The 24,362-nt window shown below is 60.0% G+C and carries 24 protein-coding genes; 16 read left to right on the top strand and 8 right to left on the bottom strand.

The genetic code is table 11. The features are described 5' to 3' along the window. Positions 1-40 precede the first annotated feature (40 nt). Positions 41-619, bottom strand: coding sequence for a DUF6436 domain-containing protein (locus GVL50_RS04590; RefSeq protein WP_053124820.1), 579 nt, complete (start codon positions 617-619; stop codon positions 41-43). 99 nt (positions 620-718) lie between these two features. Here GVL50_RS04590 and GVL50_RS04585 point away from each other — a divergent pair, with 99 nt between their 5' ends. Further along, positions 719-1,666 (top strand): alpha/beta hydrolase, encoded by a 948-nt coding sequence (locus GVL50_RS04585; RefSeq protein ID WP_159811920.1) that lies wholly within the window; start codon positions 719-721, stop codon positions 1,664-1,666. A gap of 75 nt (positions 1,667-1,741) precedes the next feature. Here the strand turns inward: GVL50_RS04585 and GVL50_RS04580 are convergent, their stop codons facing one another. Beyond that, positions 1,742-2,476 (bottom strand): DUF2059 domain-containing protein, encoded by a 735-nt coding sequence (locus GVL50_RS04580; protein ID WP_159811919.1) that lies wholly within the window; start codon positions 2,474-2,476, stop codon positions 1,742-1,744. Between the two features lie 108 nt (positions 2,477-2,584). On the opposite strand from GVL50_RS04580, the gene GVL50_RS04575 reads away from it, so the two are divergent. Both GVL50_RS04575 and GVL50_RS04570 read left to right on the top strand, forming a co-directional pair. Beyond that, positions 2,585-3,217, top strand: coding sequence for a 2OG-Fe(II) oxygenase (locus tag GVL50_RS04575; RefSeq protein ID WP_159811918.1), 633 nt, complete (start codon positions 2,585-2,587; stop codon positions 3,215-3,217). Beyond that, positions 3,217-3,702: a DUF523 domain-containing protein gene (locus GVL50_RS04570; RefSeq protein ID WP_159811917.1), complete on the top strand. Its 486-nt coding sequence runs from the start codon at positions 3,217-3,219 to the stop codon at positions 3,700-3,702. The genes GVL50_RS04575 and GVL50_RS04570 overlap by 1 nt, the downstream gene beginning before the upstream one ends. A 224-nt stretch (positions 3,703-3,926) precedes the next feature. On the opposite strand, the gene GVL50_RS04565 is transcribed toward GVL50_RS04570, so the two are convergent. Continuing rightward, the gene (locus GVL50_RS04565; protein ID WP_053124811.1) at positions 3,927-4,496 is read right to left on the bottom strand and encodes a transporter substrate-binding domain-containing protein; all 570 of its coding nucleotides are present in this window, start codon (positions 4,494-4,496) and stop codon (positions 3,927-3,929) included. Between the two features lie 135 nt (positions 4,497-4,631). Here GVL50_RS04565 and GVL50_RS04560 point away from each other — a divergent pair, with 135 nt between their 5' ends. Next, positions 4,632-5,057 (top strand): DUF4399 domain-containing protein, encoded by a 426-nt coding sequence (locus GVL50_RS04560; protein WP_053124809.1) that lies wholly within the window; start codon positions 4,632-4,634, stop codon positions 5,055-5,057. Positions 5,058-5,120: 63 nt separating this feature from the next. Here GVL50_RS04560 and serA read toward each other — a convergent pair whose 3' ends face one another. After that, positions 5,121-6,350 (bottom strand): phosphoglycerate dehydrogenase, encoded by a 1,230-nt coding sequence (gene serA, locus GVL50_RS04555; RefSeq protein ID WP_053124806.1) that lies wholly within the window; start codon positions 6,348-6,350, stop codon positions 5,121-5,123. A gap of 204 nt (positions 6,351-6,554) precedes the next feature. Between serA and GVL50_RS04550 the strand changes: the two genes are divergently transcribed. The 4 genes from GVL50_RS04550 to GVL50_RS04535 all read left to right on the top strand — a co-directional run bounded on the left by GVL50_RS04550 (position 6,555) and on the right by GVL50_RS04535 (position 10,943). Further along, positions 6,555-7,949, top strand: a complete 1,395-nt coding sequence (locus GVL50_RS04550; RefSeq protein ID WP_159811916.1) for an FAD-binding oxidoreductase — start codon at positions 6,555-6,557, stop codon at positions 7,947-7,949. Between the two features lie 41 nt (positions 7,950-7,990). After that, positions 7,991-8,656 (top strand): fumarylacetoacetate hydrolase family protein, encoded by a 666-nt coding sequence (locus GVL50_RS04545; protein WP_053124802.1) that lies wholly within the window; start codon positions 7,991-7,993, stop codon positions 8,654-8,656. Positions 8,657-8,883: 227 nt separating this feature from the next. After that, entirely contained in the window at positions 8,884-9,807 is a 924-nt protein-coding gene (locus GVL50_RS04540; protein WP_053124800.1) for an SdiA-regulated domain-containing protein, read from the top strand. A 218-nt stretch (positions 9,808-10,025) separates the two neighbouring features. Next, positions 10,026-10,943: an SdiA-regulated domain-containing protein gene (locus GVL50_RS04535; RefSeq protein WP_159811915.1), complete on the top strand. Its 918-nt coding sequence runs from the start codon at positions 10,026-10,028 to the stop codon at positions 10,941-10,943. 146 nt (positions 10,944-11,089) lie between these two features. On the opposite strand, the gene rpiA is transcribed toward GVL50_RS04535, so the two are convergent. Next, positions 11,090-11,764: a ribose-5-phosphate isomerase RpiA gene (gene rpiA / locus GVL50_RS04530; RefSeq protein ID WP_007913886.1), complete on the bottom strand. Its 675-nt coding sequence runs from the start codon at positions 11,762-11,764 to the stop codon at positions 11,090-11,092. Between the two features lie 260 nt (positions 11,765-12,024). On the opposite strand from rpiA, the gene ilvA reads away from it, so the two are divergent. Both ilvA and GVL50_RS04520 read left to right on the top strand, forming a co-directional pair. Continuing rightward, on the top strand, positions 12,025-13,539 hold the full coding sequence (gene ilvA / locus GVL50_RS04525; protein ID WP_159811914.1) for a threonine ammonia-lyase, biosynthetic: 1,515 nt from the start codon (positions 12,025-12,027) through the stop codon (positions 13,537-13,539). Between the two features lie 39 nt (positions 13,540-13,578). Then, positions 13,579-14,004: a DUF2269 domain-containing protein gene (locus GVL50_RS04520; RefSeq protein WP_159811913.1), complete on the top strand. Its 426-nt coding sequence runs from the start codon at positions 13,579-13,581 to the stop codon at positions 14,002-14,004. Positions 14,005-14,116: 112 nt separating this feature from the next. On the opposite strand, the gene GVL50_RS04515 is transcribed toward GVL50_RS04520, so the two are convergent. Beyond that, positions 14,117-14,773 (bottom strand): HAD family phosphatase, encoded by a 657-nt coding sequence (locus GVL50_RS04515; RefSeq protein ID WP_159811912.1) that lies wholly within the window; start codon positions 14,771-14,773, stop codon positions 14,117-14,119. 143 nt (positions 14,774-14,916) lie between these two features. Between GVL50_RS04515 and GVL50_RS04510 the strand changes: the two genes are divergently transcribed. Next, positions 14,917-15,396 (top strand): RNA pyrophosphohydrolase, encoded by a 480-nt coding sequence (locus GVL50_RS04510; protein WP_003229203.1) that lies wholly within the window; start codon positions 14,917-14,919, stop codon positions 15,394-15,396. A 22-nt stretch (positions 15,397-15,418) separates the two neighbouring features. Continuing rightward, positions 15,419-17,698: a phosphoenolpyruvate--protein phosphotransferase gene (ptsP, locus tag GVL50_RS04505; protein ID WP_159811911.1), complete on the top strand. Its 2,280-nt coding sequence runs from the start codon at positions 15,419-15,421 to the stop codon at positions 17,696-17,698. A gap of 115 nt (positions 17,699-17,813) precedes the next feature. Here ptsP and GVL50_RS04500 read toward each other — a convergent pair whose 3' ends face one another. Beyond that, a complete protein-coding gene (locus GVL50_RS04500) occupies positions 17,814-18,560 on the bottom strand; it encodes an NRDE family protein (RefSeq protein WP_159811910.1) in 747 nt (248 codons plus the stop codon). Positions 18,561-18,690: 130 nt separating this feature from the next. On the opposite strand from GVL50_RS04500, the gene GVL50_RS04495 reads away from it, so the two are divergent. From GVL50_RS04495 to GVL50_RS04485, 3 genes are all read left to right on the top strand, one after another. Further along, positions 18,691-19,473 carry a sulfite exporter TauE/SafE family protein gene (locus GVL50_RS04495; RefSeq protein ID WP_159811909.1) on the top strand — a complete coding sequence of 261 codons (783 nt, stop codon included), beginning with the start codon at positions 18,691-18,693 and terminating at the stop codon, positions 19,471-19,473. A 79-nt stretch (positions 19,474-19,552) separates the two neighbouring features. Continuing rightward, positions 19,553-20,368, top strand: a complete 816-nt coding sequence (lgt, locus tag GVL50_RS04490) for a prolipoprotein diacylglyceryl transferase (RefSeq protein ID WP_007913003.1) — start codon at positions 19,553-19,555, stop codon at positions 20,366-20,368. Positions 20,369-20,418: 50 nt separating this feature from the next. Further along, the gene (locus GVL50_RS04485) at positions 20,419-21,390 is read left to right on the top strand and encodes a thymidylate synthase (protein WP_159811908.1); all 972 of its coding nucleotides are present in this window, start codon (positions 20,419-20,421) and stop codon (positions 21,388-21,390) included. Positions 21,391-21,516: 126 nt separating this feature from the next. Here the strand turns inward: GVL50_RS04485 and cadR are convergent, their stop codons facing one another. Next, a complete protein-coding gene (gene cadR / locus GVL50_RS04480; protein ID WP_159811907.1) occupies positions 21,517-21,966 on the bottom strand; it encodes a Cd(II)/Pb(II)-responsive transcriptional regulator in 450 nt (149 codons plus the stop codon). A gap of 84 nt (positions 21,967-22,050) precedes the next feature. Here cadR and GVL50_RS04475 point away from each other — a divergent pair, with 84 nt between their 5' ends. Further along, positions 22,051-24,360, top strand: a complete 2,310-nt coding sequence (locus tag GVL50_RS04475; RefSeq protein ID WP_159811906.1) for a heavy metal translocating P-type ATPase — start codon at positions 22,051-22,053, stop codon at positions 24,358-24,360. The last annotated feature ends 2 nt before the right edge of the window (positions 24,361-24,362 follow it).

Raw genomic sequence — 24,362 nt, 5'->3', positions numbered from 1 at the left:
CTGTGCCGTGCAGTGCTGTCCTCGAAAAGTCCGGAATGCCTTACTGCGCTTCCACCGGCCACGGGCAATAACAGCCGACCGCCAAAGTGTGCGTGGCATTCACCGGGCGATCGTCGGTCAGCGCGTTGAGGATCGGTTCGATAAAACTGTTGCTGGAGTTGCAGGTCAGGCCTTCGCTGTACGGGCCGAAATACGCCAGTTTGCCGCTGCGATCCCAGATCGCCACGGCCGGGCTGGCGGGCACTTGCTCGGAGCCGGGCAAGATCGTGAGGGTTTTCAAGCTGCTGAGCGTGGCGGGCAACTGGCCGTGGCTGCCGGCTCTTTGCACGGCAAAGAACTCGACGCCCTTGGCGCTGAACTGCTCGACCATCTCGGTCAGGTGCTGTTGATTGCCGACGTTGCACGGGCAGGCCGGATCCCAGAAATGCACCAGACGAATCGGCCCGGGCCCGGCGAGATCATCGGGCAGGCGCAGCGGATCACCGGAAAACACCGCGGTGTGTTCGCTGAACGCGCGCAGGTAACGACCCTGAAACCAGTCGTACGCCGCCCACAGCACCCCGGCACAAATAAGCGCAAGCAGGCTGGCAAACAGTGCGGTGCGGTAGGGCGAACGCATGGTTTTCGATCCCAAAGAGGTGGGCTAGCTTGCCATGCTTGCCCCGACAGATGAATATCGCAGGCCGATAAAGTCTGTTTACCGTTTTGGAATCTCTGCATGCCTGCCACTTTCGACCCCGATCAAATACGCGCCAGCCTCAAGCCGTTGGCTGAGTGGCAGCCGTTGTCGGATGAGGCCAAGGCGTATCAGGGCTTCTATCAGACTGACTTTCCCGAGCGCGATTTGTGGTGCGGCATGGGCCGTTTCGAAGTCGATGGCTACGAACTGGTCAGCCATTGCTGGTGGCCGGAGAAGGTCAAGGCGACGCTGTTTCTGCTGCACGGTTTTTACGATCACGTCGGGCTCTATCGGCATGTGATCGAGTGGGCGCTGGATCAGGATTTTGCCGTGATCGCCTGCGACTTGCCGGGCCATGGTCTGTCGAGCGGGCCGCGCGCGAGCATCCGCGACTTCTCCGAATATCAGGACACCCTGCAAGCGTTGTTCGCCGAAGCGCGTTCGATTGCACTGCCTGAGCCGTGGCATTTGTGCGGGCAGAGTACCGGCGGCGCGATTGTGGTCGATCATTTGCTCAACCATGGCGAGAGCAGTCCGGCGCAGGGCCAGGTGATTTTGTTGTCGCCGCTGGTGCGACCACGGGCGTGGGGTTGGTCGCAGTTGAGTTATTACGTGCTGAGGCCTTTTGTTCGAGGCATCGCGCGGCGTTTCAGCGAGAACTCGAATGACCCGGATTTTCTGCCGTTTCTGCTGAAAGATCCGTTGCAGCCAAAACGCTTGCCGACGGCGTGGGTCGGGGCGTTGTCACGCTGGATCGTGCGCGTTGAACACGCGAAAAAAAGTCCGCGACGGCCGCTGATCATTCAGGGGCAGGCGGACATGACAGTGGACTGGCAGCACAATTTGCAGGTGTTGAAGTGGAAGTTTGATCGGCCGCAGATTCTGCTGCTGGCGGAGGCGCGGCATCATCTGGCAAATGAGACGGTGGAGATGCGAGAGGAGTATTTCGAGTTTCTGAGCAAGCGGATCAGGGGGCGGAATCTTTAGAGCAAAATCAAAAGATCGCAGCCTTCGGCAGCTCCTACATGGATCGGTGTAGGAGCTGCCGAAGGCTGCGATCTTTCAGGGTTGGCCAACCGCCAACCCCGCCCGAATCGCCGCCAGCGCCGCCTGATAATAAGCCTTGCCCTCAGCCGATTCGGCAAACGTCGCAAACTCTTCCAGCTCTTCATCCGACAAGTCGCGATAAACGTAAAGCAGCGTGTTGTTCATGTCCGCGCCAATCTGATCCATCAGGCGCTGACGCTGACCGTTCAACATGCTCTGCGCCTGACCACCGCCAAGCAATCCCGGAATCATCGAACTCAAACTGTCTGCCGCGACGCCGGCAATCGCCAGGCTCACTTCGGCGCCCGCTTCACGCGCGGGCAAGGCTTGAGCGAGGTGGCCGATGATCAGCACACGGCTGTCGCTGACCTGCATCTTCGGCAGACCCTTGGCGTTTTTCGCCAGTTGATCGCGACGGGTCGCGAGCAATTCGGCGGCGACGATTTTTTTGCCCAGTGGCGATTGAAAGAAGGTCAGCGCCGGTTTCGGGTCGGCGAGGTTCTGCCGCAGTTGCGCTTCGGCGCGTTGATCCACGGCCTGCGGGGCAAAGCGCTGATTGCTGTTGTTCAGCAGCGCTTGAAACACCGCGGGCGGCAGGCTGTTTTGATAGCGCTGCTGAGCGGCCGTCAGGGCGTCGTTGAAATGCGCGCGTTGTTCTGGCCAGCCGGCGACCTTGTACAGCTGATCGTGGCCGTCCGCCCAGGCGGGCAAAACACAGAACATCAACAGTGAAAAAAGCAAACGGCGCATAGGGACTCCTGTCAGCAGCGGACTATTCTCCGTGCGGTGCCGGTACTTGTCGAGAATTCGTATCAAGCCGCTGCGTGGCTCTGTCGGATTTTTCGCCGGCGGCATACTATGCGCGCCATGCAAATATCCTCTGAACACCCGCTGCTGTTACGCATTGTCGACGACCTGGCCGATCACGGCTGGTCGCAGCAGAACATTTTCCTGCCCGCCGGTTTGACCCGCGAGTTGGCGGCCGAGTGCCGTAAACGCGAGGCCGAAGGTGAACTGGCGCCGGCAGCGGTTGGCCGTGGGCCGTTTTCAGAGATCCGCGAGGGGATTCGTGGCGATCATATCCAGTGGATCGACCCCGGTCAGGCTGAGTCCAGCGACCGTTATCTGAATCTGATGGAGAGTCTGCGCGAGGCACTCAACCGCGGTTTGTTTCTCGGCCTCGAAGATTTTGAATGCCATTTCGCCCTGTATCCGCCGGGTGCGTTCTATCGCCGGCACGTCGACCGTTTTCGCGACGATGACAAGCGCATGGTCTCGGTGGTGGTTTACCTCAACGACGCTTGGCTGCCGGAGGACGGTGGGCAGTTGCGCATGTACCTGAACGATGAACGCGTGCACGACGTGCAACCTACCGGCGGTTGTCTGGTGGTATTTCTCTCCGGCGAAGTGCCGCACGAAGTGCTGCCGGCGAACCGCGAGCGTTTGTCGCTGACCGGTTGGTTCCGCCGTCGTGGCAACGAGCCGTTCTGATGGAAAAGATTCTGGTCAGCCGCTGCCTGTTGGGCCATCGCGTGCGTTACGACGGTGGCGCGAGCGGGCCGTTTGATTTGCTCGAGCAGTGGATTGCCGAAGGGCGCGTGGTGCCGTTGTGTCCGGAAGTGGCGGGCGGTTTGCCGACGCCACGGGCGGCGGCAGAGATTCCCGGAGGGCAGGGCGCTGAGGTGCTGGATGGAACTGCTGCGGTGATCACCACCGAGGGCGAGGATGTCAGTGCGCAGTTTCTCGACGGTGCGCGGCAGGCGCTGGCGTTGGTGCAGAAACACGGCATCCGTGTGGCAGTGCTGAAGGCGAACAGTCCATCCTGTGGCAACCTGCTGACCTATGACGGGACGTTTAGCGGCGTGAAAGTCTCCGGTGAAGGCGTAACGGCCGCGCTGCTCAAGCGCCATGGCGTGCAGGTTTTCAGCGAACTTGAATTGGCTGAGACGGCGGTGGCTTTGGCTGCTTTGAACTGATCCGAAATCGTTGCCCTCACCCCAGCCCTCTCCCGGAGGGAGAGGGGGCCGACCGAGTTGTTCGGCGTCTTACATCGACCTGAAAGACCTTATCGATTATGGATTCGACACAGCCATGGCCAGTCGATTTCGGATTCGGTACATCCATTTCAGGTCGGCGTATCCCTTCAGCATCCCCCATTCAGTCCCCTCTCCCTCTGGGAGAGGGCTAGGGTGAGGGGCTTTTAAGGCTTCAACCACTTCTCGGTCAGCGCCGCCAAGCGCCCATCCGCCCTGATCCGCTGCATCGCGCTCTCAAGGCTGGCGTGAAACGCCGGATTACCCTTCTGAAACGGTATCGCCAATTCCACCGGCGCGCTCGCCTTCGGTTTGGCATCCGTCAACGCCTGCACCAGCACCATCGGTTGTGGCTGCGCCGGCTCATCCTTCTTCGCCAGCATCTGCGCCTCGACCTTGCCATAAGGCTCTACGTCGAAACGATCCTTGAGTTCGGCGGTCAGTGCTATGTGGTTGAGCGCAACGTCGTATTTGCCGCTTTCAACGCCCTGGTACAGGTCGGCTTCGTCGGTGACGATGAAGTCGGCGCGCACATCCAGCTCGTTGGCGAGCATTTGCCCCAGCTCGACCTCGAACCCCGTGAGTTTGTCGCCATCGTCCTTGTAATTGAAGGGCGGTGTATTAGCCTCAAGGGCTATGCGCAGCTCACCGCGATCATTGACGTCATCTATAAGTTCGGCGTGAGCCAACGGGCTCAGAAGGGGTAGCAGGCAGATCAGGCCAGGCAGAAAACGCATGGTCACTCCTTTGAAATCATTATCGCGATGCTCTGATTCAGGCTCGCTTTGCTATGGTTGTCGAGTGCCTTCGACAACGAATGGTCATGAAGTTGTCATGACCGTGCGGATTTTACGGAAAAACTGGAGAAGAAAATGAAAAGCTTTATGTCACGTGCAGCATTGGCCGGTGTGCTGATGGGTGTTTCGGTGCTGGCCAGTGCTGCCACCCCTGCGCCAAAAGGTGCCGAAGTGTTCATCGTTTCTCCCGAGGACGGGGCCACGGTTTCCCAGCAGTTCAAGGTCAAGTTCGGCACCAAGGACGTCGCACTGGCACCGGCCGGTGACGTCACCGCCAACACCGGTCACCACCACCTGCTGATCGACGCCAAGGAAATCGTTCCGGCCGGCGCGGTAGTGCCGACCGATGCCAACCACATGCACTTCGGCAAGGCGCAGACCTTCGCTGAAATCAAACTGGCCCCGGGCAAGCACACCTTGCAACTGGAGCTGGGTGACAAGAACCACATGGCGTTCGACCCGCCAATCGTCTCGAAGAAAATCACCATCAACGTCGAATAACCTTTTCGCCGTGCATGAAAAAGGGAGCCCGAAGGCTCCCTTTTTTTGTCGCTCAACGCTAAATCAGAACAACACGCGGCTACGGATAGTGCCGTTGATGTGCTGCAGCTTCTCTTGCGCCAGATCCGAATACTCGGCGTCGACGTCGATCACCACGTAGCCAACCTTCTCGTTGGTCTGCAGGAACTGACCGGAGATGTTGATGCCGTTTTCGGCGAAGACCTTGTTGATCTCGCTCATCACACCCGGGATGTTCTCGTGGATGTGCAGCAGGCGGTGCTTGCCAGGGTGAGCCGGCAGGGCCACTTCCGGGAAGTTGACCGACGAAACCGACGTACCGTTGTCGCTGTACTTGACCAGTTTCTCTGCCACTTCCAGACCGATGTTGGCTTGCGCTTCGGCGGTCGAACCACCGATGTGCGGGGTCAGGATCACGTTGTCGAGGCCACGCAGCGGGCTTTCGAACTCTTCGTCGTTGGAGCGTGGCTCCACCGGGAACACGTCGATGGCTGCGCCGATCAGGTGCTTGTCCTTGATCGCGTCCGCCAGGGCGTCCAGCTCGACCACGGTACCGCGCGCCGCGTTGATCAGGATGCCGCCCTTCTTGATGGCGCGGATTTCCTTCTCGCCGATCATCCACTGGGTCGCAGCGGTTTCCGGAACGTGCAGGGTAACGATGTCGGACATGCCCAGCAGCTCGGTCAGGTTACCGACCTGAGTGGCGTTGCCCAGCGGCAGCTTGGTCACGGTGTCGTAGAAATACACCTGCATGCCCAGGCCTTCAGCCAGAACCGACAGCTGAGTACCGATCGAGCCGTAGCCGACGATGCCGAGTTTCTTGCCACGGATCTCGAAGGAGTTGGCTGCGGATTTGATCCAGCCGCCACGGTGGCAGGAAGCGTTTTTCTCCGGGATGCCGCGCAGCAGCAGGATCGCTTCGGCCAGCACCAGCTCGGCAACGGAGCGGGTGTTGGAGTACGGCGCGTTGAACACGGCAATACCGCGCTCGCGGGCAGCACTCAGGTCAACCTGGTTGGTGCCGATGCAGAAGCAGCCGACTGCTACCAGCTTCTTCGCGTGATCGAAGATCTCTTCGGTCAGTTGCGTGCGCGAACGAATGCCGATGAAGTGAGCGTCAGCAATCTTTTCCTTGAGCTGGGCTTCCGGCAGAGAACCGGTGAGGTACTCAATGCTGGTGTAGCCCGCCGCCTTGAGGACGTCGACAGCCGATTGGTGGACGCCTTCGAGAAGAAGGAACTTGATCTTGCTCTTATCGAGAGAAGTCTTGCTCATCTGCGTAAACCTGTATCCCGGAGAAAAATGGCAGGAAATGGTCAACAGACGCTGACCCGGACGACAAGAATGTCGTCTCCGCGGATCTGGCCTTAGGCACTGTCCTGCGGGGTCGATATGCTAGCATAGCCTCCCCGCTAAACACTCATTCCTGCGACGTGAAGCGTTCTCAGGATGACCATGAATTGTTCGAGAGTTCTGTCGATGACCAATCCTGCCCTGATTGATGAACTGAAGACCCTGGTTGAGCCTGGCAAAGTCCTCACCGACGTCGACTCCCTGAATGCGTACGGCAAGGATTGGACCAAGCACTTCGCCCCGGCGCCGAGCGCCATCGTGTTTCCCAAGACCATTGAACAGGTGCAGGCGGTTGTCCGTTGGGCCAATCAACACAAGGTCGCGCTGGTGCCATCGGGCGGGCGCACCGGGCTTTCCGCCGCTGCCGTGGCGGCGAATGGCGAAGTAGTCGTCTCGTTCGATTACATGAATCAGATTCTCGACGTGAATCTCACTGACCGCACCGCCGTTTGTCAGCCGGGCGTGGTCACCGAGCATTTGCAGAACGTCGCCGAAGAAAAAGGCCTGTACTACCCGGTCGACTTCGCCTCGGCAGGCTCCAGCCAGATTGGCGGCAACATCGGCACCAACGCCGGCGGGATCAAAGTGATTCGCTATGGCATGACCCGCAACTGGGTCGCCGGCATGAAAGTCGTCACCGGCAAGGGCGATGTGCTGGAACTGAACAAAGACCTGATCAAGAACGCCACCGGTTACGACCTGCGTCAGCTGTTCATCGGCGCTGAAGGCACGCTGGGTTTCGTCGTTGAAGCGACCATGCGCCTCGATCGTGCGCCGAAAAACCTCACCGCGATGGTGCTCGGCACCGCCGATTTCGACTCGATCATGCCGGTGCTGCACGCCTTCCAGGGCAAACTCGACCTGACCGCGTTCGAATTCTTCTCCGACAAAGCCCTGGCCAAAGTCATGGGCCGTGGCGACGTACCGGCGCCGTTTGAAACCGATTGCCCGTTCTACGCGTTGCTGGAATTTGAAGCGACCACCGAAGAAGTGGCCAACAGCGCACTGGAAACCTTTGAGCACTGCGTCGAGCAGGGCTGGGTGCTTGACGGCGTGATGAGCCAGAGCGAAACCCAACTGCAGAATCTGTGGAAGCTGCGCGAGTACATCTCCGAAACCATCTCGCACTGGACGCCGTACAAGAACGACATCTCGGTCACCGTGTCGAAAGTGCCGGCATTTCTAAAGGAAATCGACGCGATCGTCGGCGAACACTATCCGGATTTCGAAATCGTCTGGTTCGGCCACATCGGCGACGGCAACCTGCACTTGAACATCCTCAAGCCGGATAACCTCAGCAAGGATGAGTTCTTCGCCAAGTGCGCGACCGTCAACAAGTGGGTGTTCGAAACCGTCGAGAAGTACAACGGTTCGATCTCCGCCGAACACGGCGTCGGCATGACCAAGCGTGATTATTTGACCTACAGCCGCTCGCCGGTTGAGATCGAGTACATGAAAGCGGTAAAAGCGGTGTTCGACCCGAACGGCATCATGAACCCGGGCAAGATCTTCGCGGTTTGATCTGTAATCTTTGATGAATCAATGAAGGCAGGAGTCGGTAAATGAGCTATCAGCACCAGTACGTCGACGGCACGCGCATCCACTTCCCGATCGGGAAAGTCGTGTGCATTGGCCGTAATTACGCCGAACACGCCAAGGAACTGGACAACCCGGTGCCTACCGAGCCGTTGCTGTTCATCAAACCGGGCAGTTGCGTGGTTGAGCTGGAAGGCGGTTTCGCCATTCCGACCGAGCGCGGTTCGGTGCACTACGAAGCGGAAATCGCCGTGTTGATCGGCAAGCCGTTGTCGACCAAGCCGAGCCGTGAAGAAGTGCTCGATGCGATCTCCGGTTTCGCCCCGGCGCTGGATCTGACCCTGCGCGACAAGCAGGCCGAGCTGAAAGCCAAGGGCCTGCCGTGGGAAATCGCCAAGTCGTTCGACGGCGCGGCAGTGATTGCTCCGTTCGTGGTCGGCAGCACCTTCGCTGACCTGACCGACATCGGCATTCGCCTGACCATCAACGGCGAAGTCCGTCAGGACGGCAACAGCAGCGCGATGCTCAACCCGATCGTGCCGATGATCCAGCACATGGCCGGCTGCTTCTCGCTGCAGGCCGGTGACGTGATCCTCACTGGTACGCCAGTGGGCGTCGGCCCGCTGAATGTCGGCGACGACATCGTCCTGGAACTGGTGGGCGCGAGCAGCTTTAACAGCAGCGTTCGCTAACCGCAAAAGATCGCAGCCTGCGGCAGCTCCTACACCGATCCCTGTAGGAGCTGCCGCAGGCTGCGATCTTTTGATCTTTGATCTTTGACCTTACGTCTTCGCATACCGCAATCCCGCCATTTGCCGTTTTTTTCACATCCTGTCTGGATAATTCCGGAAAATCTGGCGTCTGAGCCGGCCTCTTTGTGCTATTACCCATAGCCTGAATTTTCGGAACGCGTCCCTCGATGTCATCTCAAACTCAGCTCAAATCCGCCCGCCGTTCACGTTTTGCCCTGCGTTGGTATTCCTGGCTGGTGTTGGTCCTTATCGCCGCCTATGGCCTGGCGTTCGCCATGCATTGGGATGACCGTGGCGTGCTGTGGGTGCTGGAGCGTTTCGAGAGCCCGACCGAGCAAAAGGAAAGCGTCTGGTTGCCCGACTACCACGCGGTGATCGACGCGAAGTTGCTGCCGGGCATGGAGAAAGACGAAGCCTCCGACCTGTCCTATAACCCGCAGACCAAAACCCTGTTTTCGGTAATGGGCAAAAACCCGTTCCTTGCCGAGCTGAGCCTGCAAGGTGACGTCCTGCGCAAAATGCCGCTCAAGGGCTGGAGCAATCCGGAAGGCCTGACCGTGATGGAAAACGGCCTGATGGCCATCGTCGATGAGCGCGAGCACATACTCTCGATCGTCAAAGTCGACGCCGACACCCGCGAACTGAACATCGCCGACTTCCCCAAATACGACCTCGGCCCCTCGAAAGACCAGAACAAAGCCTTCGAAGCGATTGCCTGGGATCCGCGTAATCAGCAACTGCTACTGGGCGAGGAGCGGCCACCGGCGTTGTTCACCTGGAAAAGCGACGGCACCCAGACGCTGACGGGCGACAAGCAGAAACTCGCCAGCGATGAACTGGACATCCGCAATCTCTCGGCGCTGGCGGTGGATCCGCGCACCGGCCACACACTGGTGCTGTCCGCTGATTCGCATCTATTGCTGGAGCTGGATGAGAAGGGCGATCAAGTCAGCTTCATGACTTTGCTCGGCGGCTTCAACGGCATCAAAAAAACCATCCCGCGCGCCGAAGGCGTAACCATGGACGAGGCGGGCACGCTGTACATGGTCAGTGAGCCGAACCTGTTCTACCGCTTCGAAAAACAGAAATAACGGCCTCCTCGAATCCTGTAGGAGCTGCCGAAGGTTCGGGCCGCGTTCGGACGATCTTTTGATTGTCGGACGCAGAGCGTCCCCGGCGGCATTCCCACGCAGAGCGTGGGAACGATCAAATACAGGGTTGTCTTGTGGTTTGAGGCAAGTGGCCATTAAGCTTCAGTTCAGACGGGCGTGATATTTCATCCGCCTGTTTTGATTTCGAGCCCGCCCGAATGCGTCGACTTGCCCGTCCCAAACCTCTGGTCATCATCGTCTCGGTGATTGCCCTGATCGCGTTGATTGCGATCGGCCAATACCTGCGCCTGTTCGAGCGTGCCTGGTTCAACCTGCACACCTTATGGCAACCGCAAAGCACCGAATCCATTGGTCTGGATCAATACCGTGTGGAGATTGAAGCACGAGTTATCGACGGTCTGGACGACGATGTGTCAGCGCTGACCTTCGATCCGGTGCGCAAAAGCCTGTTCACCGTGACCAACAAAAATGCCGAGCTGGTTGAGCTGTCGCTGGAAGGCAAGATCCTGCGGCGCATCTCGCTGATCGGCTTTGGCGATGCGGAGGCTGTCGAATTCATCAGCGCCGACACCTACGTGATCACCGACGAGCGTGAGCAGCGGCTGATCAAGATTCATCTGGAAGAAGGCACCACGTTCCTCGATGCGGCGGATGCCGAGCAGATGACCCTCGGCGTGCACATGAGTGGCAACAAGGGGTTTGAAGGTCTGGCTTACGACTCGGTGGGCAAGCGCCTGTTCGTGGCGAAAGAGCGCGACCCGATGCTGATCTACGAAGTGCATGGTTTTCCGCACTTCAACCCGGAAAAATCCTACGCGGTGCACGTGATCAACAACCCCAAGCGCGATGCCGGGATGTTTGTGCGTGATCTGTCGAGTTTGCAGTACGACGAACGCAGCGGCCATTTACTGGCACTGTCGGATGAATCGCGGTTGATTCTTGAACTGGATGTCGATGGGCGGCCGTTGAGCACGATGTCCATCAGTGGCGGGCGTCAGGGTTTGAAGAAAACCGTGCCGCAGGCGGAAGGCATTGCGATGGACGACGATGGCACGCTGTACATGGTGAGCGAGCCGAACCTGTTTTACGTCTTCAAAAAACCAACGCCGAACTAACCAACACCACAAAACCCAATGTAGGAGTGAGCCTGCTCGCGATAGCGATGTGTCAGTCGCCATCTATATCGACTGACACATCGCTATCGCGAGCAGGCTCACTCCTACAGGTTATTCGTCTGTCCACAAAATCGTGGGCGGGCTGATTACTCAGCCTTAAGGGTTTTCACACCTTCGCTAGTACCCAGCAACAACAAATCCGCCGGACGTGCCGCGAACAAGCCGTTAGTCACCACGCCAACAATCGCATTGATCTGCGCTTCCAGCTCCACCGGGTTGGTGATCTGCAGGTTGAACACGTCGAGGATGATGTTGCCGTTATCGGTCAGCACGCCTTCGCGGTACACCGGGTCGCCGCCCAGTTTCACCAGTTGGCGGGCAACGTGGCTGCGGGCCATCGGGATCACTTCGACTGGCAGCGGGAATTCACCCAGCACTGGCACCAGTTTGCTGGCGTCGGCGATGCAGATGAAGGTCTTGGCCACGGCCGCAACGATCTTCTCGCGGGTCAGAGCTGCGCCGCCGCCCTTGATCAGGTTCAGGTGCGCGTCGCTTTCATCGGCGCCATCGACGTAGAACTCCAGATCGCTGACGGTGTTCAGCTCATACACCGGAATCCCGTGGCCCTTGAGGCGCGCGGCAGTGGCTTCGGAACTGGCGACCGCGCCATCGAACGCGCCCTTGTGCTGGGCCAGGGCGTCGATGAAGCAGTTGGCGGTGGAGCCGGTGCCGACCCCAACGATGCTCTTGTCGTCGAGTTTCGGAAGGATGAAGTCGACGGCGGCCTGAGCCACTGCCTGTTTGAGTTGATCCTGGGTCATGCGGGCTCCGGAAGCGGGCAAGGTGAGAACGGAAAGGCCGGCATTATAGGCCCCATGACTGGGAAGGTCATTGTCCTATTGGCAGATCAAAAGATCGCAGCCTGCGGCAGCTCCTACAGGAATCGCATGCATTCTGTAGGAGCTGCCGCAGGCTGCGATCTTTTAAGGCGCGGCTAAAACCTCTGGATTCGTGTGGTCGCCCGGGCAAAAGCCGGGTTAGACTCCTTGGCCCTGCCCAACCCGCTCAGTGATGCTTTCCGATGCTCGAACAGTACGTCAAAAAGATCCTCACCTCGCGCGTTTATGACGTTGCCGTAGAAACCCCGCTGCAGAACGCTCGCCAGCTCTCCGAGCGGCTGGGCAATGACATTTGGCTCAAGCGCGAAGACTTGCAGCCGGTGTTCTCGTTCAAGATTCGCGGCGCTTACAACAAGTTGACTCAGTTGACCGAAGAAGAGCGCGCCCGTGGCGTGGTCACCGCGTCGGCGGGCAACCATGCGCAGGGCCTGGCCCTGGCGGCGAAAGTGCTGGGCGTAAAAGCGACCATCGTCATGCCTAAGACCACTCCGGAAATCAAGGTCGAAGGCGTGCGTTCGCGCGGCGGCAAAGTGGTACTGCACGGCGACTCGTTCCCGGAAGCGCTGGCCTACTCGCTGAAACTGGTCGATGAAAAAGGCTACGTGTACATCCACCCGTACGACGATCCGCACACCATCGCCGGGCAGGGCACCGTGGCGATGGAAATTCTGCGCCAGCACCCGCAGCCGCTGGACGCGATTTTTGTCCCGGTTGGTGGCGGCGGTCTGATCGCCGGTATCGCCGCGTACGTGAAATACCTGCGTCCGGACATCAAAGTCATCGGCGTCGAGCCGGACGACTCCAACTGCCTGCAAGTCGCGATGGCTGCCGGTGAGCGCGTCGTTCTGCCAACCGTGGGCATTTTCGCCGACGGCGTGGCGGTGGCGCAGATCGGCCAGCACACCTTCGACATCTGCAAAGACTACGTCGATGAAGTGATAACCGTCAGCACTGACGAGATCTGTGCGGCAATCAAGGATATCTACGACGATACCCGCTCGATCACCGAACCTGCCGGCGCCTTGGGCGTAGCCGGGATCAAGAAGTACGTCGAACAACGCGGTGTCAGCGGCCAGACCTTCGTCGCCATCGACTCCGGTGCCAACGTCAACTTCGACCGCTTGCGCCACGTCGCCGAGCGCGCTGAACTGGGTGAAGGCCGCGAAGCAATCATCGCCGTGACCATCCCCGAGAAGGCCGGCAGCTTCAAAAACTTCTGCGAAGCCATCGGCAAGCGCCAGATCACCGAATTCAACTACCGCTACAACACCGGCAGCGAAGCGCACATTTTCGTTGGCGTGCAGACCCACCCGGAAAACGATCCGCGCAGCGCACTGCTGGCGAGCCTGACCGAGCAAGGTTTCCCGGTCACTGATCTGACCGACAACGAACTAGCCAAGCTGCACATCCGCCACATGGTCGGCGGGCACGCGGCGCACGTGATTGATGAAGTGGTGTTCCGCTTCGAATTCCCGGAGCGCCCGGGGGCACTGTTCAACTTCCTTAATAAGCTTGGCGGGCGCTGGAACATCTCGATGTTCCACTACCGCAACCACGGTGCCGCTGATGGCCGTGTGGTCGCCGGCCTGCAAGTGCCGCACGACGAGCGTCATCTGGTGCCGGCGGCGCTGGAAGAGATCGGCTACCCGTACTGGGATGAAAGCGAGAACCCGGCCTATCAGCTGTTTCTCGGCTGAGCGGCTACGCTGATGGGCAAGCAATAAGGAATTTTGACAATGGAAACGTTAACGGCCCTGAAAATGGCGCATGTGGTCGCCACCGTGGTTTTGCTGGCGAGCGCGCTGGGTCTGGCGATCTGGGTGTTTCTGGCCAAGCGCAAAGGTGATGCGACGGCGGGCAGCCGCACGTTGCAGCGGCCACGGGTGTTTGTCTGGCTGCTGATGGGCCTGGCGCTGCTGAGTATGCCGTTTACTGGCTGGTGGATGGTGCATCTGGTGGGCTGGCCGCTGGGGCAGACGTGGATTCTGGCGTCGAGCGTGCTCTACACCGTGGCGGCGTTGGCGTGGTTGTGGTTGCTGGTGCGGTTGAATCGGTTGCGCAAGGCGCCGGGTGGGGTGGGCAAGTTCAGCTTTGCTTTGGCGTTGTTCAGTTTCGTGTGTTTTGTCGCGATTGCCGGGTTGATGGGCGCCAAACCGGTGTGAAGCGAAAAGATCGCAGCCTGCGGCAGCTCCTACAGGGGATTTTTGTCGATCACAAAAATGTGATCTGACTCCGAACCTGTAGGAGCTGCCGAAGGCTGCGATCTGTTGATCTTCAGTCGCGCAACGAAATCACTGGCCAACCACGCTTCTCGGCCTCAGCCCGCAGATTCGGATCCGGATCAACAGCGACGGGATTCGCCACCTGCTCCAGCAACGGCAAATCATTCATCGAATCGCTATAGAAATAGCTGTCGTCCAACGAATACCCGGTCTCTTCCAGCCAACGATTCAGGCGCGTCACCTTGCCTTCACGGAAGCACGGAATATCCGTGCTACGCCCGCTATAACGGCCATCAACCATTTCACATTCGGTGGCGATCAGGGTTTCAACGCCCAGACGCACAGCAATCGGCGCCGTCACGAAGCGGTTGGTCGCGGTGATGATCACCAGTTTGTCGCCGGCATCACGGTGTTTTTTCAGCAGTTCCAGCGCCTGCGGCAGCACGATCGGCTCGATGCAGTCGCGCATGTAATCACTGTGCCATTGCTCGAGCACGGCCATGTCGGTGCGACCGAGGATCTCCAGGCAGAAGTTCAGGTACGCGGCGTTATCCAGTTTGCCGGCCAGGTAATCCTGATAGAACTCGTCGTTGCGCGCTTTGTACGCAATCGGGTCGAGGAAACCGCGTTCACACAGATAGTCGCCCCAGGCGTGATCGCTGTCGCCGCCCAGAAGGGTGTTGTCCAAATCGAATAGAGCCAGGCGCATTGCAGTTACCCGCTGATAAGTCTGTAAAAAGGCGACAAGAATACGGTCTTTTCACAAGAGTGCACATAAGGTAGGAAGCTTCGTTGCCGCCTCATCAACCTTTGTGGAACAATGCGGCGACATGCGTTTGCGAGGTTGTGCCCGTGATCGACCCCGATGGTTTCCGCCCCAATGTCGGGATCATTCTGACGAATGACGCCGGCCAGGTGCTATGGGCTCGCCGTATCAATCAAGATGCCTGGCAGTTTCCGCAAGGGGGAATCAACCCTGAAGAGACGCCGGAAGACGCCTTGTACCGCGAGCTGAACGAAGAAGTTGGCCTGGAACGTGAAGATGTTGAAATACTGGCCTGTACTCGGGGCTGGTTGCGCTATCGTTTGCCGCAACGTCTGGTGCGTACCCACAGCCAACCGCTGTGCATCGGCCAGAAACAGAAATGGTTTCTCCTGCGCCTGATCTCCAACGAGCAGCGGGTGCGGATGGATTTGACCGGTAAACCGGAGTTCGATGGCTGGCGCTGGGTCAGCTATTGGTATCCGTTGGGCCAGGTGGTGACATTCAAGCGCGAGGTGTATCGCCGCGCCCTCAAAGAGCTTGCCCCGCGCCTTTTAGCGCGCGACTGACGACGGAGTTCGACCCCGAGCCATGCTCAATACGCTGCGCAAGATCGTCCAGGAAGTTAACTCCGCCAAGGATCTCAAGGCGGCGTTGGGGATTATTGTGTTGCGCGTCAAAGAGGCCATGGGCAGCCAGGTCTGCTCGGTCTACCTGCTTGATCCCGAGACCAACCGCTTCGTCCTGATGGCCACCGAGGGCTTGAACAAGCGCTCGATCGGCAAGGTCAGCATGGCACCCAACGAAGGTCTGGTCGGTCTGGTCGGCACGCGTGAAGAACCCCTGAACCTCGAAAACGCGTCTGTTCACCCGCGCTACCGCTACTTCGCCGAAACCGGTGAAGAGCGTTACGCCTCGTTCCTCGGTGCACCGATCATTCACCACCGCCGCGTCGTCGGCGTGTTGGTCATCCAGCAAAAAGAACGCCGCCAGTTCGACGAAGGTGAAGAAGCTTTCCTCGTGACCATGAGCGCGCAGCTCGCCGGCGTTATCGCCCACGCCGAGGCCACGGGTTCGATCCGCGGCCTGGGCCGTCAGGGCAAAGGCATTCAGGAAGCCAAGTTCGTCGGCGTGCCGGGTTCACCGGGTGCGGCGGTCGGTACGGCGGTGGTCATGCTGCCGCCGGCCGATCTCGACGTGGTGCCCGATAAAAACATTACTGACATCGACGCTGAGCTGGCGCTGTTCAAGACCGCCATCGAAGGCGTGCGCGCCGACATGCGTGCGTTGTCCGCCAAGCTCGCGACACAGCTGCGCCCCGAAGAGCGCGCGCTGTTCGACGTCTATCTGATGATGCTCGACGATGCCTCGCTGGGCAGCGAAATCACCACCGTGATCAAGACCGGCCAATGGGCCCAGGGCGCGCTGCGTCAGGTGGTCACGGAGCACGTCAACCGTTTCGAACTGATGGACGACGCCTACCTGCGTGAGCGTGCCTCGGACGTCAAAGACCTCGGTCGCCGCTTGCTCGCCTACTTGCAGGAAGAGCGTCAGCAGAACCTGGTCTACCCGGAAAAAACCATTCTGGTCAGCGAAGAACTGACGCCGGCGATGCTCGGCGAGGTGCCGGAAGGCACGCTGGTCGGTCTGGTCTCGGTACTCGGTTCGGGTAACTCGCACGTGGCGATCCTTGCCCGCGCCATGGGCATTCCGACGGTGATGGGTCTGGTCGATCTGCCGTACGCCAAGGTCGACGGCATCGAAATGATCGTCGACGGCACGCGCGGCGAGGTTTACACCAACCCGAGCGAAGTGTTGCGCAAGCAGTTCGCCGAAGTCGTCGAAGAAGAGAAACAACTGGCGCTGGGCCTCGACACCCTGCGCGACCTGCCGTGCGTGACCCTCGATGGCCACCGCATGCCGCTGTGGGTCAACACCGGTTTGCTCGCCGATGTGGCGCGGGCGCAGAAGCGTGGCGCCGAAGGTGTCGGCCTGTACCGCACCGAAGTGCCGTTCATGATCAACCAGCGCTTCCCGAGCGAGAAGGAGCAACTGGCGATCTACCGCGAGCAGCTCGCCGCGTTCCACCCGCAACCGGTGACCATGCGCAGCCTCGACATCGGCGGTGACAAGTCGCTGTCGTACTTCCCGATCAAGGAAGACAACCCGTTCCTCGGCTGGCGCGGCATCCGCGTCACCCTCGACCACCCGGAAATCTTCCTGGTGCAGACCCGCGCGATGCTCAAGGCCAGCGAAGGCCTGAACAACCTGCGGATTCTGCTGCCGATGATCTCCGGCACCCACGAACTCGAAGAAGCCCTGCACCTGATCCACCGGGCCTGGGGCGAAGTGCGCGACGAAGGCACCGACGTGCCGATGCCGCCGATTGGCGTGATGATCGAAATTCCGGCGGCGGTGTATCAGACCAAGGAATTGGCGCGGATGGTCGACTTCCTTTCGGTCGGCTCCAACGATTTGACCCAGTATTTGCTGGCGGTCGACCGTAACAACCCGCGTGTTGCCGACCTTTACGACTACCTGCATCCGGCGGTGTTGCAAGCCCTGCAAACGGTGGTGCGTGATGCGCATGCGGAAGGCAAACCGGTAAGTATCTGCGGCGAGATGGCCGGTGATCCGGCGGCGGCGGTGCTGTTGATGGCGATGGGCTTCGATAGTTTGTCGATGAACGCCACCAACTTGCCGAAGGTGAAGTGGATGTTGCGTCAGGTGAATCTGAGCAAGGCCAAGGATCTCTTGGCTGAGCTGATGACCATCGACAACCCGCAAGTTATCCACAGCTCGCTGCAATTGGCGCTGAAGAACCTTGGGTTGTCGAAGATGAATCCGCCGGCGGTCGTCAAGGCTCTCTAAAACCTTGAGGGCCTCTTCGCGAGCAAGCCCGCTCCCACATTGACCGCGTTCTAATCTTGGAATGTGGTCGAATGTGGGAGCGGGCTTGCTCGCGAAGGCGTCAGTTCAAACACCGCTAAACAACAATCTCCACCTCGCCCAAATGCCCGCCATACGGCCCAAAACTCCGCTCGACCATCCGCCGCGTCCCATTCGCCTGCACCACCAGCGCCGTACTCGCCCGCGTCCCATAACTCTGGCTGGCAATAAACACACTCGACAACAAAGTCTCCGTCGCCATCCCCACCCCGGTATCCGGCAGCTCAGCCGACGGCGCAACCTGCGGATCACTCAACAACCCCAGCAAAAGCTCTGGTTGCGGATCATCCAGCACTGCACTCAACGCAGCCTTGGCCTTGAGCAACTTCGGCCAAGGCGTATCCAGCCCGGCATTGGATAATCCATAGACGCCAGCCGCCAACATCACCGGCTCCGACAACCTTGCATTGAAATGCCACAACTCATGGCTGTTGCCGAGCAGCAGATTAAACCCGGCGTATTCCGTCGAACGCCCAACCACATCGATCAAATAATCATCAATCGACAGATCACCGGTCAGAAACCGCGCCACCAGTTCCCCTCGCGATTTGCGCGCCGGCGGCTGTTGCGGATCACGAATATTGGTCAGCGCCGCAAAGCGCCCATTAGCGCCAATCCCCAGCCAGGTGCCCCCAGCCTCAAGATCACGCCCCGCGTGCACGTGCGGCGCTTCGGGCCATGGCGCCAGCGGCAGGCTCGGTCGGGCGTAGAATTCGTCGCGGTTGGCCGCGACGATCAGCGGCTGGGCATGGCCCGGGCGCCAGGCGAAAACAATCAGGCACATAAGGTGATCCTTGTGTGTTTTTTGCTCACTCTACGCATCCAGCGCCCGTGCATCCATCGTAAGTGGAGCCGAAGGCCATGCATCCGTTACCATGCCGCTCCGGTTTTCGGGATGCGTCTGGGAGAGGGACATGGAATTTCTGCTCTATCTGGCGCTGGGCGCCTGTGCCGGCGTGTTGGCCGGGCTGTTCGGGGTAGGCGGCGGGATCATTATTGTCCCGGTGCTGGTGTTCAGTTTTACCTTGCAGGGCTTCGACCAGTCGATCCTCACGCATCTGGCAGTCGGCACTTCGCTGGCGACGATTATTTTCACCTCGGTCAACGCCGTGCGTGAGCATCATCGTCGAGGCGCAGTGCGCTGGCCGATCTTCATGTGGATGGCCGTGGGCATCCTGCTCGGCGCCGGTTTTGGTGCAGTGACGGCCGAGGCGATTTCCGGGCCGCACCTGCAAAAGATCATCGGCGTGTTCGCGTTGGTGATCTCGGTGCAGTTGGCGCTGGACGTCAAACCCAAGGCCAGTCGAACCGTGCCGGGCAAATTCGGTCTGACCGTGGCCGGCAGTGTGATCGGTTGGGCCTCGGCGATTTTTGGCGTTGGCGGCGGATCGCTGACCGTGCCGTTCCTGACCTGGCGCAGTGTGCCGATGCAGCAAGCGGTGGCGACGTCATCGGCCTGCGGTCTGCCGATCGCTTTGGTCAGTGCTTTAAGTTTCATGATTCTGGGCTGGCACGATCCGTTGTTGCCGCCGCATAGTCTCGGTTTTGTGTATTTGCCGGCGTTGTTGGGCATCGCCCTGACCAGCATGGTTTTCGCCCGCATCGGCGCGCGATTGGCGCACCGATTGTCGCCGCGCTTGCTGAAACGGCTGTTCGCCGCTTTGCTGTTCAGCGTGGGTTTGAGCTTCCTACTTTAACCGCGTCGCAATCCTGGCTTAATCCTGAGGTGGCAGCGTCGCCCGGGAATTTTGGTTTCAACTCTAACGAGGAGTCGCAATGCTGCCTTACCCGCAGATCGACCCGGTGGCCCTGGCCATCGGTCCGCTGAAAATCCACTGGTACGGTCTGATGTACCTGATCGGCATCGGCGGTGCGTGGCTGCTGGCGTCGCGCCGGCTCAACCGTTTCGACCCGACCTGGACCAAGGAGAAACTCTCCGACATGGTCTTCTGGATGTCGATGGGCGTGATCGTCGGCGGACGTCTGGGCTATGTGCTGTTCTACGACCTGAGCGCTTATCTGGCCAACCCGACGCTGATTTTCGAAGTGTGGAAGGGCGGCATGTCGTTCCACGGCGGCTTCATCGGGGTGATGCTGGCCGCGTTGTGGTTCGGCAAGCGCAACGGCAAGTCGTTCTTCCAGTTGATGGACTTCGTCGCGCCGATGGTGCCGATCGGTCTGGGCGCCGGGCGCATCGGTAACTTCATCAACGCCGAGTTGTGGGGCAAAGCCACCGACGTGCCGTGGGCCATGGTCTTCCCGCCATTCAGCGATCCGGCGCAACTGCCGCGTCACCCGTCGCAGCTGTATCAGTTCGCGCTCGAAGGCGTGGCGCTGTTCCTGATTCTGTGGATTTTCTCGCGCAAGCCGCGTCCGACCATGGCCGTTTCCGGCATGTTCGCGCTGTTCTACGGCATCTTCCGGTTCATCGTCGAATTCGTCCGCGTACCGGATGCGCAACTCGGCTACTTGGCCTGGAACTGGCTGACCATGGGCCAGGTGCTCTGCGTGCCGATGATCGTCGGCGGGCTGTTCCTGATCTGGCTGGCCTATCGTCGCGCACCGGCAGCACCGCTCGCGCCGACGGCTTAAACTACGAACCCCGGCGCGCGACGCCGGGGCTCAAAGGACACAGGTAACTCATGAAGCAATATCTCGAACTGGTCTCGCACGTCATTAAGAACGGCAGCAAACAGGCCAACCGCACCGGCATCAACACCATCAGTTTCCCGGGTGCGATGCTGCGTTTCGATCTGCAGGAAGGTTTTCCGGCGATCACCACGCGCAAAATGGCCTTCAAATCGGCCATCGGCGAGATGTGCGGGTTTCTTCGTGGCGTGAACAACGCCGCTGAATTCCGCGCGCTGGGCTGCAAGGTCTGGGATCAGAACGCCAACGAAAACGCGCAGTGGCTGGCCAACCCGTTCCGGCAGGGCGACGACGACCTCGGCGAAATCTACGGCGTGCAATGGCGCAAATGGCCGGCGTACAAGCAGATCCCGCTGAGCAACAGCGCCGCCATCGAACAAACCTTGAGCAACGGCTACAAGCAGATCGCTCAGGGCGAAGAAGACGGCCAGGCCTACGTGGTGCTGTACAAAGCCATCGACCAGGTGCGTCAGTGCGTCGACACGATCATCAAGGATCCGGGCAGCCGCCGGATTCTGTTCCACGGCTGGAACGTCGCTCAGCTGGATGAAATGGCTCTGCCGCCGTGCCACCTGCTGTACCAGTTCCATCCGAACGTCGAGACCAAAGAGATTTCACTGACCCTCTACATCCGCTCCAACGATCTGGGTCTGGGCACGCCGTTCAACCTTACCGAAGGCGCAGCGCTGCTGAGCCTGATCGGTCGCCTGACCGGCTACACGCCGCGCTGGTTCACCTATTTCATCGGTGATGCGCACGTCTACGAGAACCACCTGGACATGCTCAACGAACAGCTCAAGCGCGAGCCGTTCGCCATGCCTAAGCTGAAAATCTCCGATCGCGTGCCGGAGTTTGCCAAGACTGGCGTGTACCAGCCGGAATGGCTGGAACTGGTCGAGCCGAGCGACTTCTCGCTTGAAGGCTACGAACACCACGCGCCAATGACCGCGCCAATGGCGGTCTAGTCGGTAGGATCGTTCCCACGCTCTGCGTGGGAATGAATCCCGTGACGCTCTGCGTCACTTTGGACGCGGAGCGTCCATGGCGGCATTCCCACGCGGAGCATGGGAACGAGCGTTATGCGGTGTTCTTTAGTGGCCGTGGCTGCGGCCTACGTGGGAGTGTTCGACTTCGGTGGCGACCACTCCGCCGCTGACCTCCAGCCGCTGCAATATCCCGCATTGATCGGCCGTCGGCCCTTCGCCACAGCGTTGGCGCAGATCGAGCAGTTGCGTCTGCAACGCCAACAACCCATCAATCCGCGCCTTCACATGCTGGATGTGCTCGTCGATCAGCGTATTCACGCTTTCACACTGATCCTGCGGGCTGTCACGCATGGCCAGCAGGCTGCGGATTTCTTCGAGGGTCATGTCGAGGGTGCGGCAGTTGCGGATGAAGGTCAGGCGTTCGGCGTGGGCCTGGGTGTAGACGCGGTAGTTGCCGTCGCTGCGGGCCGGTTCCGGCAGGAGGTTTTCGCGCTCGTAGTAGCGGATGGTTTCCACGGCGCAGTCGGTGAGTTTGGCCAGTTCTCCGATCTTCATGACGGCAATCTCCAAAAGGGTGCTTGACCCTATAGTGGCTACAGGGTCTTTACTTGGCAACAGGCACCTTCATGGACGCGACCAATGAGCGATTCCCAGCACACCCACAAGCCCGGCGACGGCCACGATCACAGTCATAAATTGCAGCCTGTGCATAAGCATTCACAGGGCGGCGATTCTTGCTGCGGGTCGAAAGTCGCAGCGCCGGCCCCGGTGCATGCGCACGAAGATTCTTGCTGCTCGTCGAACGCCGCCGCGCCTGCACTGGTGCAACTGAGCGAAAAGACCACCGCCGATGCGCGGCTAAGCAGTTTCCGCATCGAGGCGATGGACTGCCCGACCGAGCAGACGCTGATCCAGAACAAGCTCGGCAAACTCACCGGCGTGCAGCAACTGGAATTCAACCTGATCAATCGCGTACTCGGCGTGACCCACAATCTGCCGGGCACCGAGCCGATCACCGAAGCGATCAAATCCCTCGGCATGCACGCCGAGCCGCTGGAGGCGGGCGTCGATTCGCCAGCCCCGGCGCCAGTGAAAAAACACTGGTGGCCGCTGGCGTTGTCCGGCATTGGTGCGCTTGCCGCTGAAGTCATTCATTTCACCAACGCCGCGCCCACCTGGGTGGTGGCGATTATCGCGCTGGTGTCGATCCTCAGCGGTGGCCTGACCACCTACAAAAAGGGCTGGATCGCCCTGAAGAACCGCAACCTCAACATCAACGCGCTGATGAGCATCGCCGTGACCGGTGCCATCCTCATCGGCCAGTGGCCGGAAGCGGCGATGGTGATGTTCCTGTTCACCGTCGCCGAGCTGATCGAAGCGCGCTCCCTCGACCGTGCGCGCAATGCGATCAGCGGCCTGATGCAGATGACGCCAGAGCAAGCCACGGTGTTGCAGGCTGACGGTTCGTGGGTCGAACAGGACGTGAAAAGCGTCGAACTCGGCGCCCGTGTGCGAGTGAAGCCCGGCGAGCGCATTGCGCTAGACGGCGAAGTGCTCAGCGGCAACTCGACCATCGACCAGGCGCCGATCACCGGGGAAAGCCTGCCGGTCGAGAAAACCGTCGGCGACAAAGTCTTCGCCGGCACTATCAACCAGGCCGGTTCACTGGAATACGCGGTCACCGCTGCGGCGAACAACTCGACGTTGGCGCGGATCATCCACGCCGTCGAACAAGCCCAAGGCGCGCGCGCACCGACCCAACGATTCGTCGATCAGTTCTCGAAAATCTACACGCCCGTGGTGTTCGTGTTTGCCTTGGCCGTGGCGATCATTCCGCCGTTGTTCATGGGCGCTGTGTGGTTCGACTGGATCTACCGCGCGCTGGTGTTGCTGGTGGTCGCGTGCCCGTGCGCACTGGTGATTTCCACTCCGGTGACCATCGTCAGCGGCCTCGCGGCAGCGGCGCGCAAAGGCATTCTGGTCAAGGGCGGCGTGTACCTGGAGGGCGGTTTCAAGCTCGACTATCTGGCGCTGGATAAAACCGGCACGATCACCCACGGCAAACCGGTGCAGACCGATTACCTGTCTCTCGACGCGACGACAGACGCCACCGCACCGGCAATCGCCGCTGCATTGGCCGGTCGTTCCGACCACCCGGTGTCGCTGGCCATCGCCAACGCCGCTGTGGATAAAAACTTCGCCGCGCTGATTGTGGATAACTTCGAAGCGCTGGGTGGGCGTGGCGTCAAAGGCGAAATCAACGGCCAGACCTATCACTTGGGTAACCATCGTCTGGTCGAAGAACTCGGCCTGTGCTCGCCAGCGCTGGAAGAAAAACTCTTCGCGCTGGAGAAACAGGGCAAATCCGTGGTGCTGCTGCTCGACAGCTCCGGCCCACTGGCGCTGTTCGCCGTGGCCGATACCGTCAAGGAAACCAGCCGCGAAGCGATCCGTCAGTTGCACGAACTCGGGGTGAAAACCTTGATGCTCACTGGCGACAACGTCCACACCGCGCAGGCGATTGCCGCGCAGGTAGGCATCGATGAAGCGCGCGGTGATTTGCTGCCAACCGACAAACTGCAAGCCATTGAAGACCTGTACAAGCAGGGCCATCGTGTGGGCATGGTCGGCGACGGCATCAACGACGCGCCAGCACTGGCCCGCGCCGAGATCGGTTTCGCCATGGCCGCGGCCGGTACCGACACGGCGATCGAAACCGCCGATGTCGCCCTGATGGATGACGATCTGCGCAAGATCCCGGCGTTCATCAGCCTGTCGCGCAACACCGCCAGCATCCTGAAACAGAACATCGCGCTGGCGCTGGTGATCAAAGCGATCTTTCTTGCGGTAACCTTCGCCGGGCTCGCCACCATGTGGATGGCGGTGTTCGCCGACATGGGCGTGAGCCTGTTGGTGGTGTTCAACGGTTTGCGCCTGCTGCGCAAATAGAT

Source organism: Pseudomonas sp. 18058, from assembly GCF_902706155.1.
Lineage (GTDB): Bacteria > Pseudomonadota > Gammaproteobacteria > Pseudomonadales > Pseudomonadaceae > Aquipseudomonas > Aquipseudomonas rustica.
Note: the sequence above shows the minus strand (reverse complement) of the source record. Positions and strands in the feature narration are given on the sequence as shown.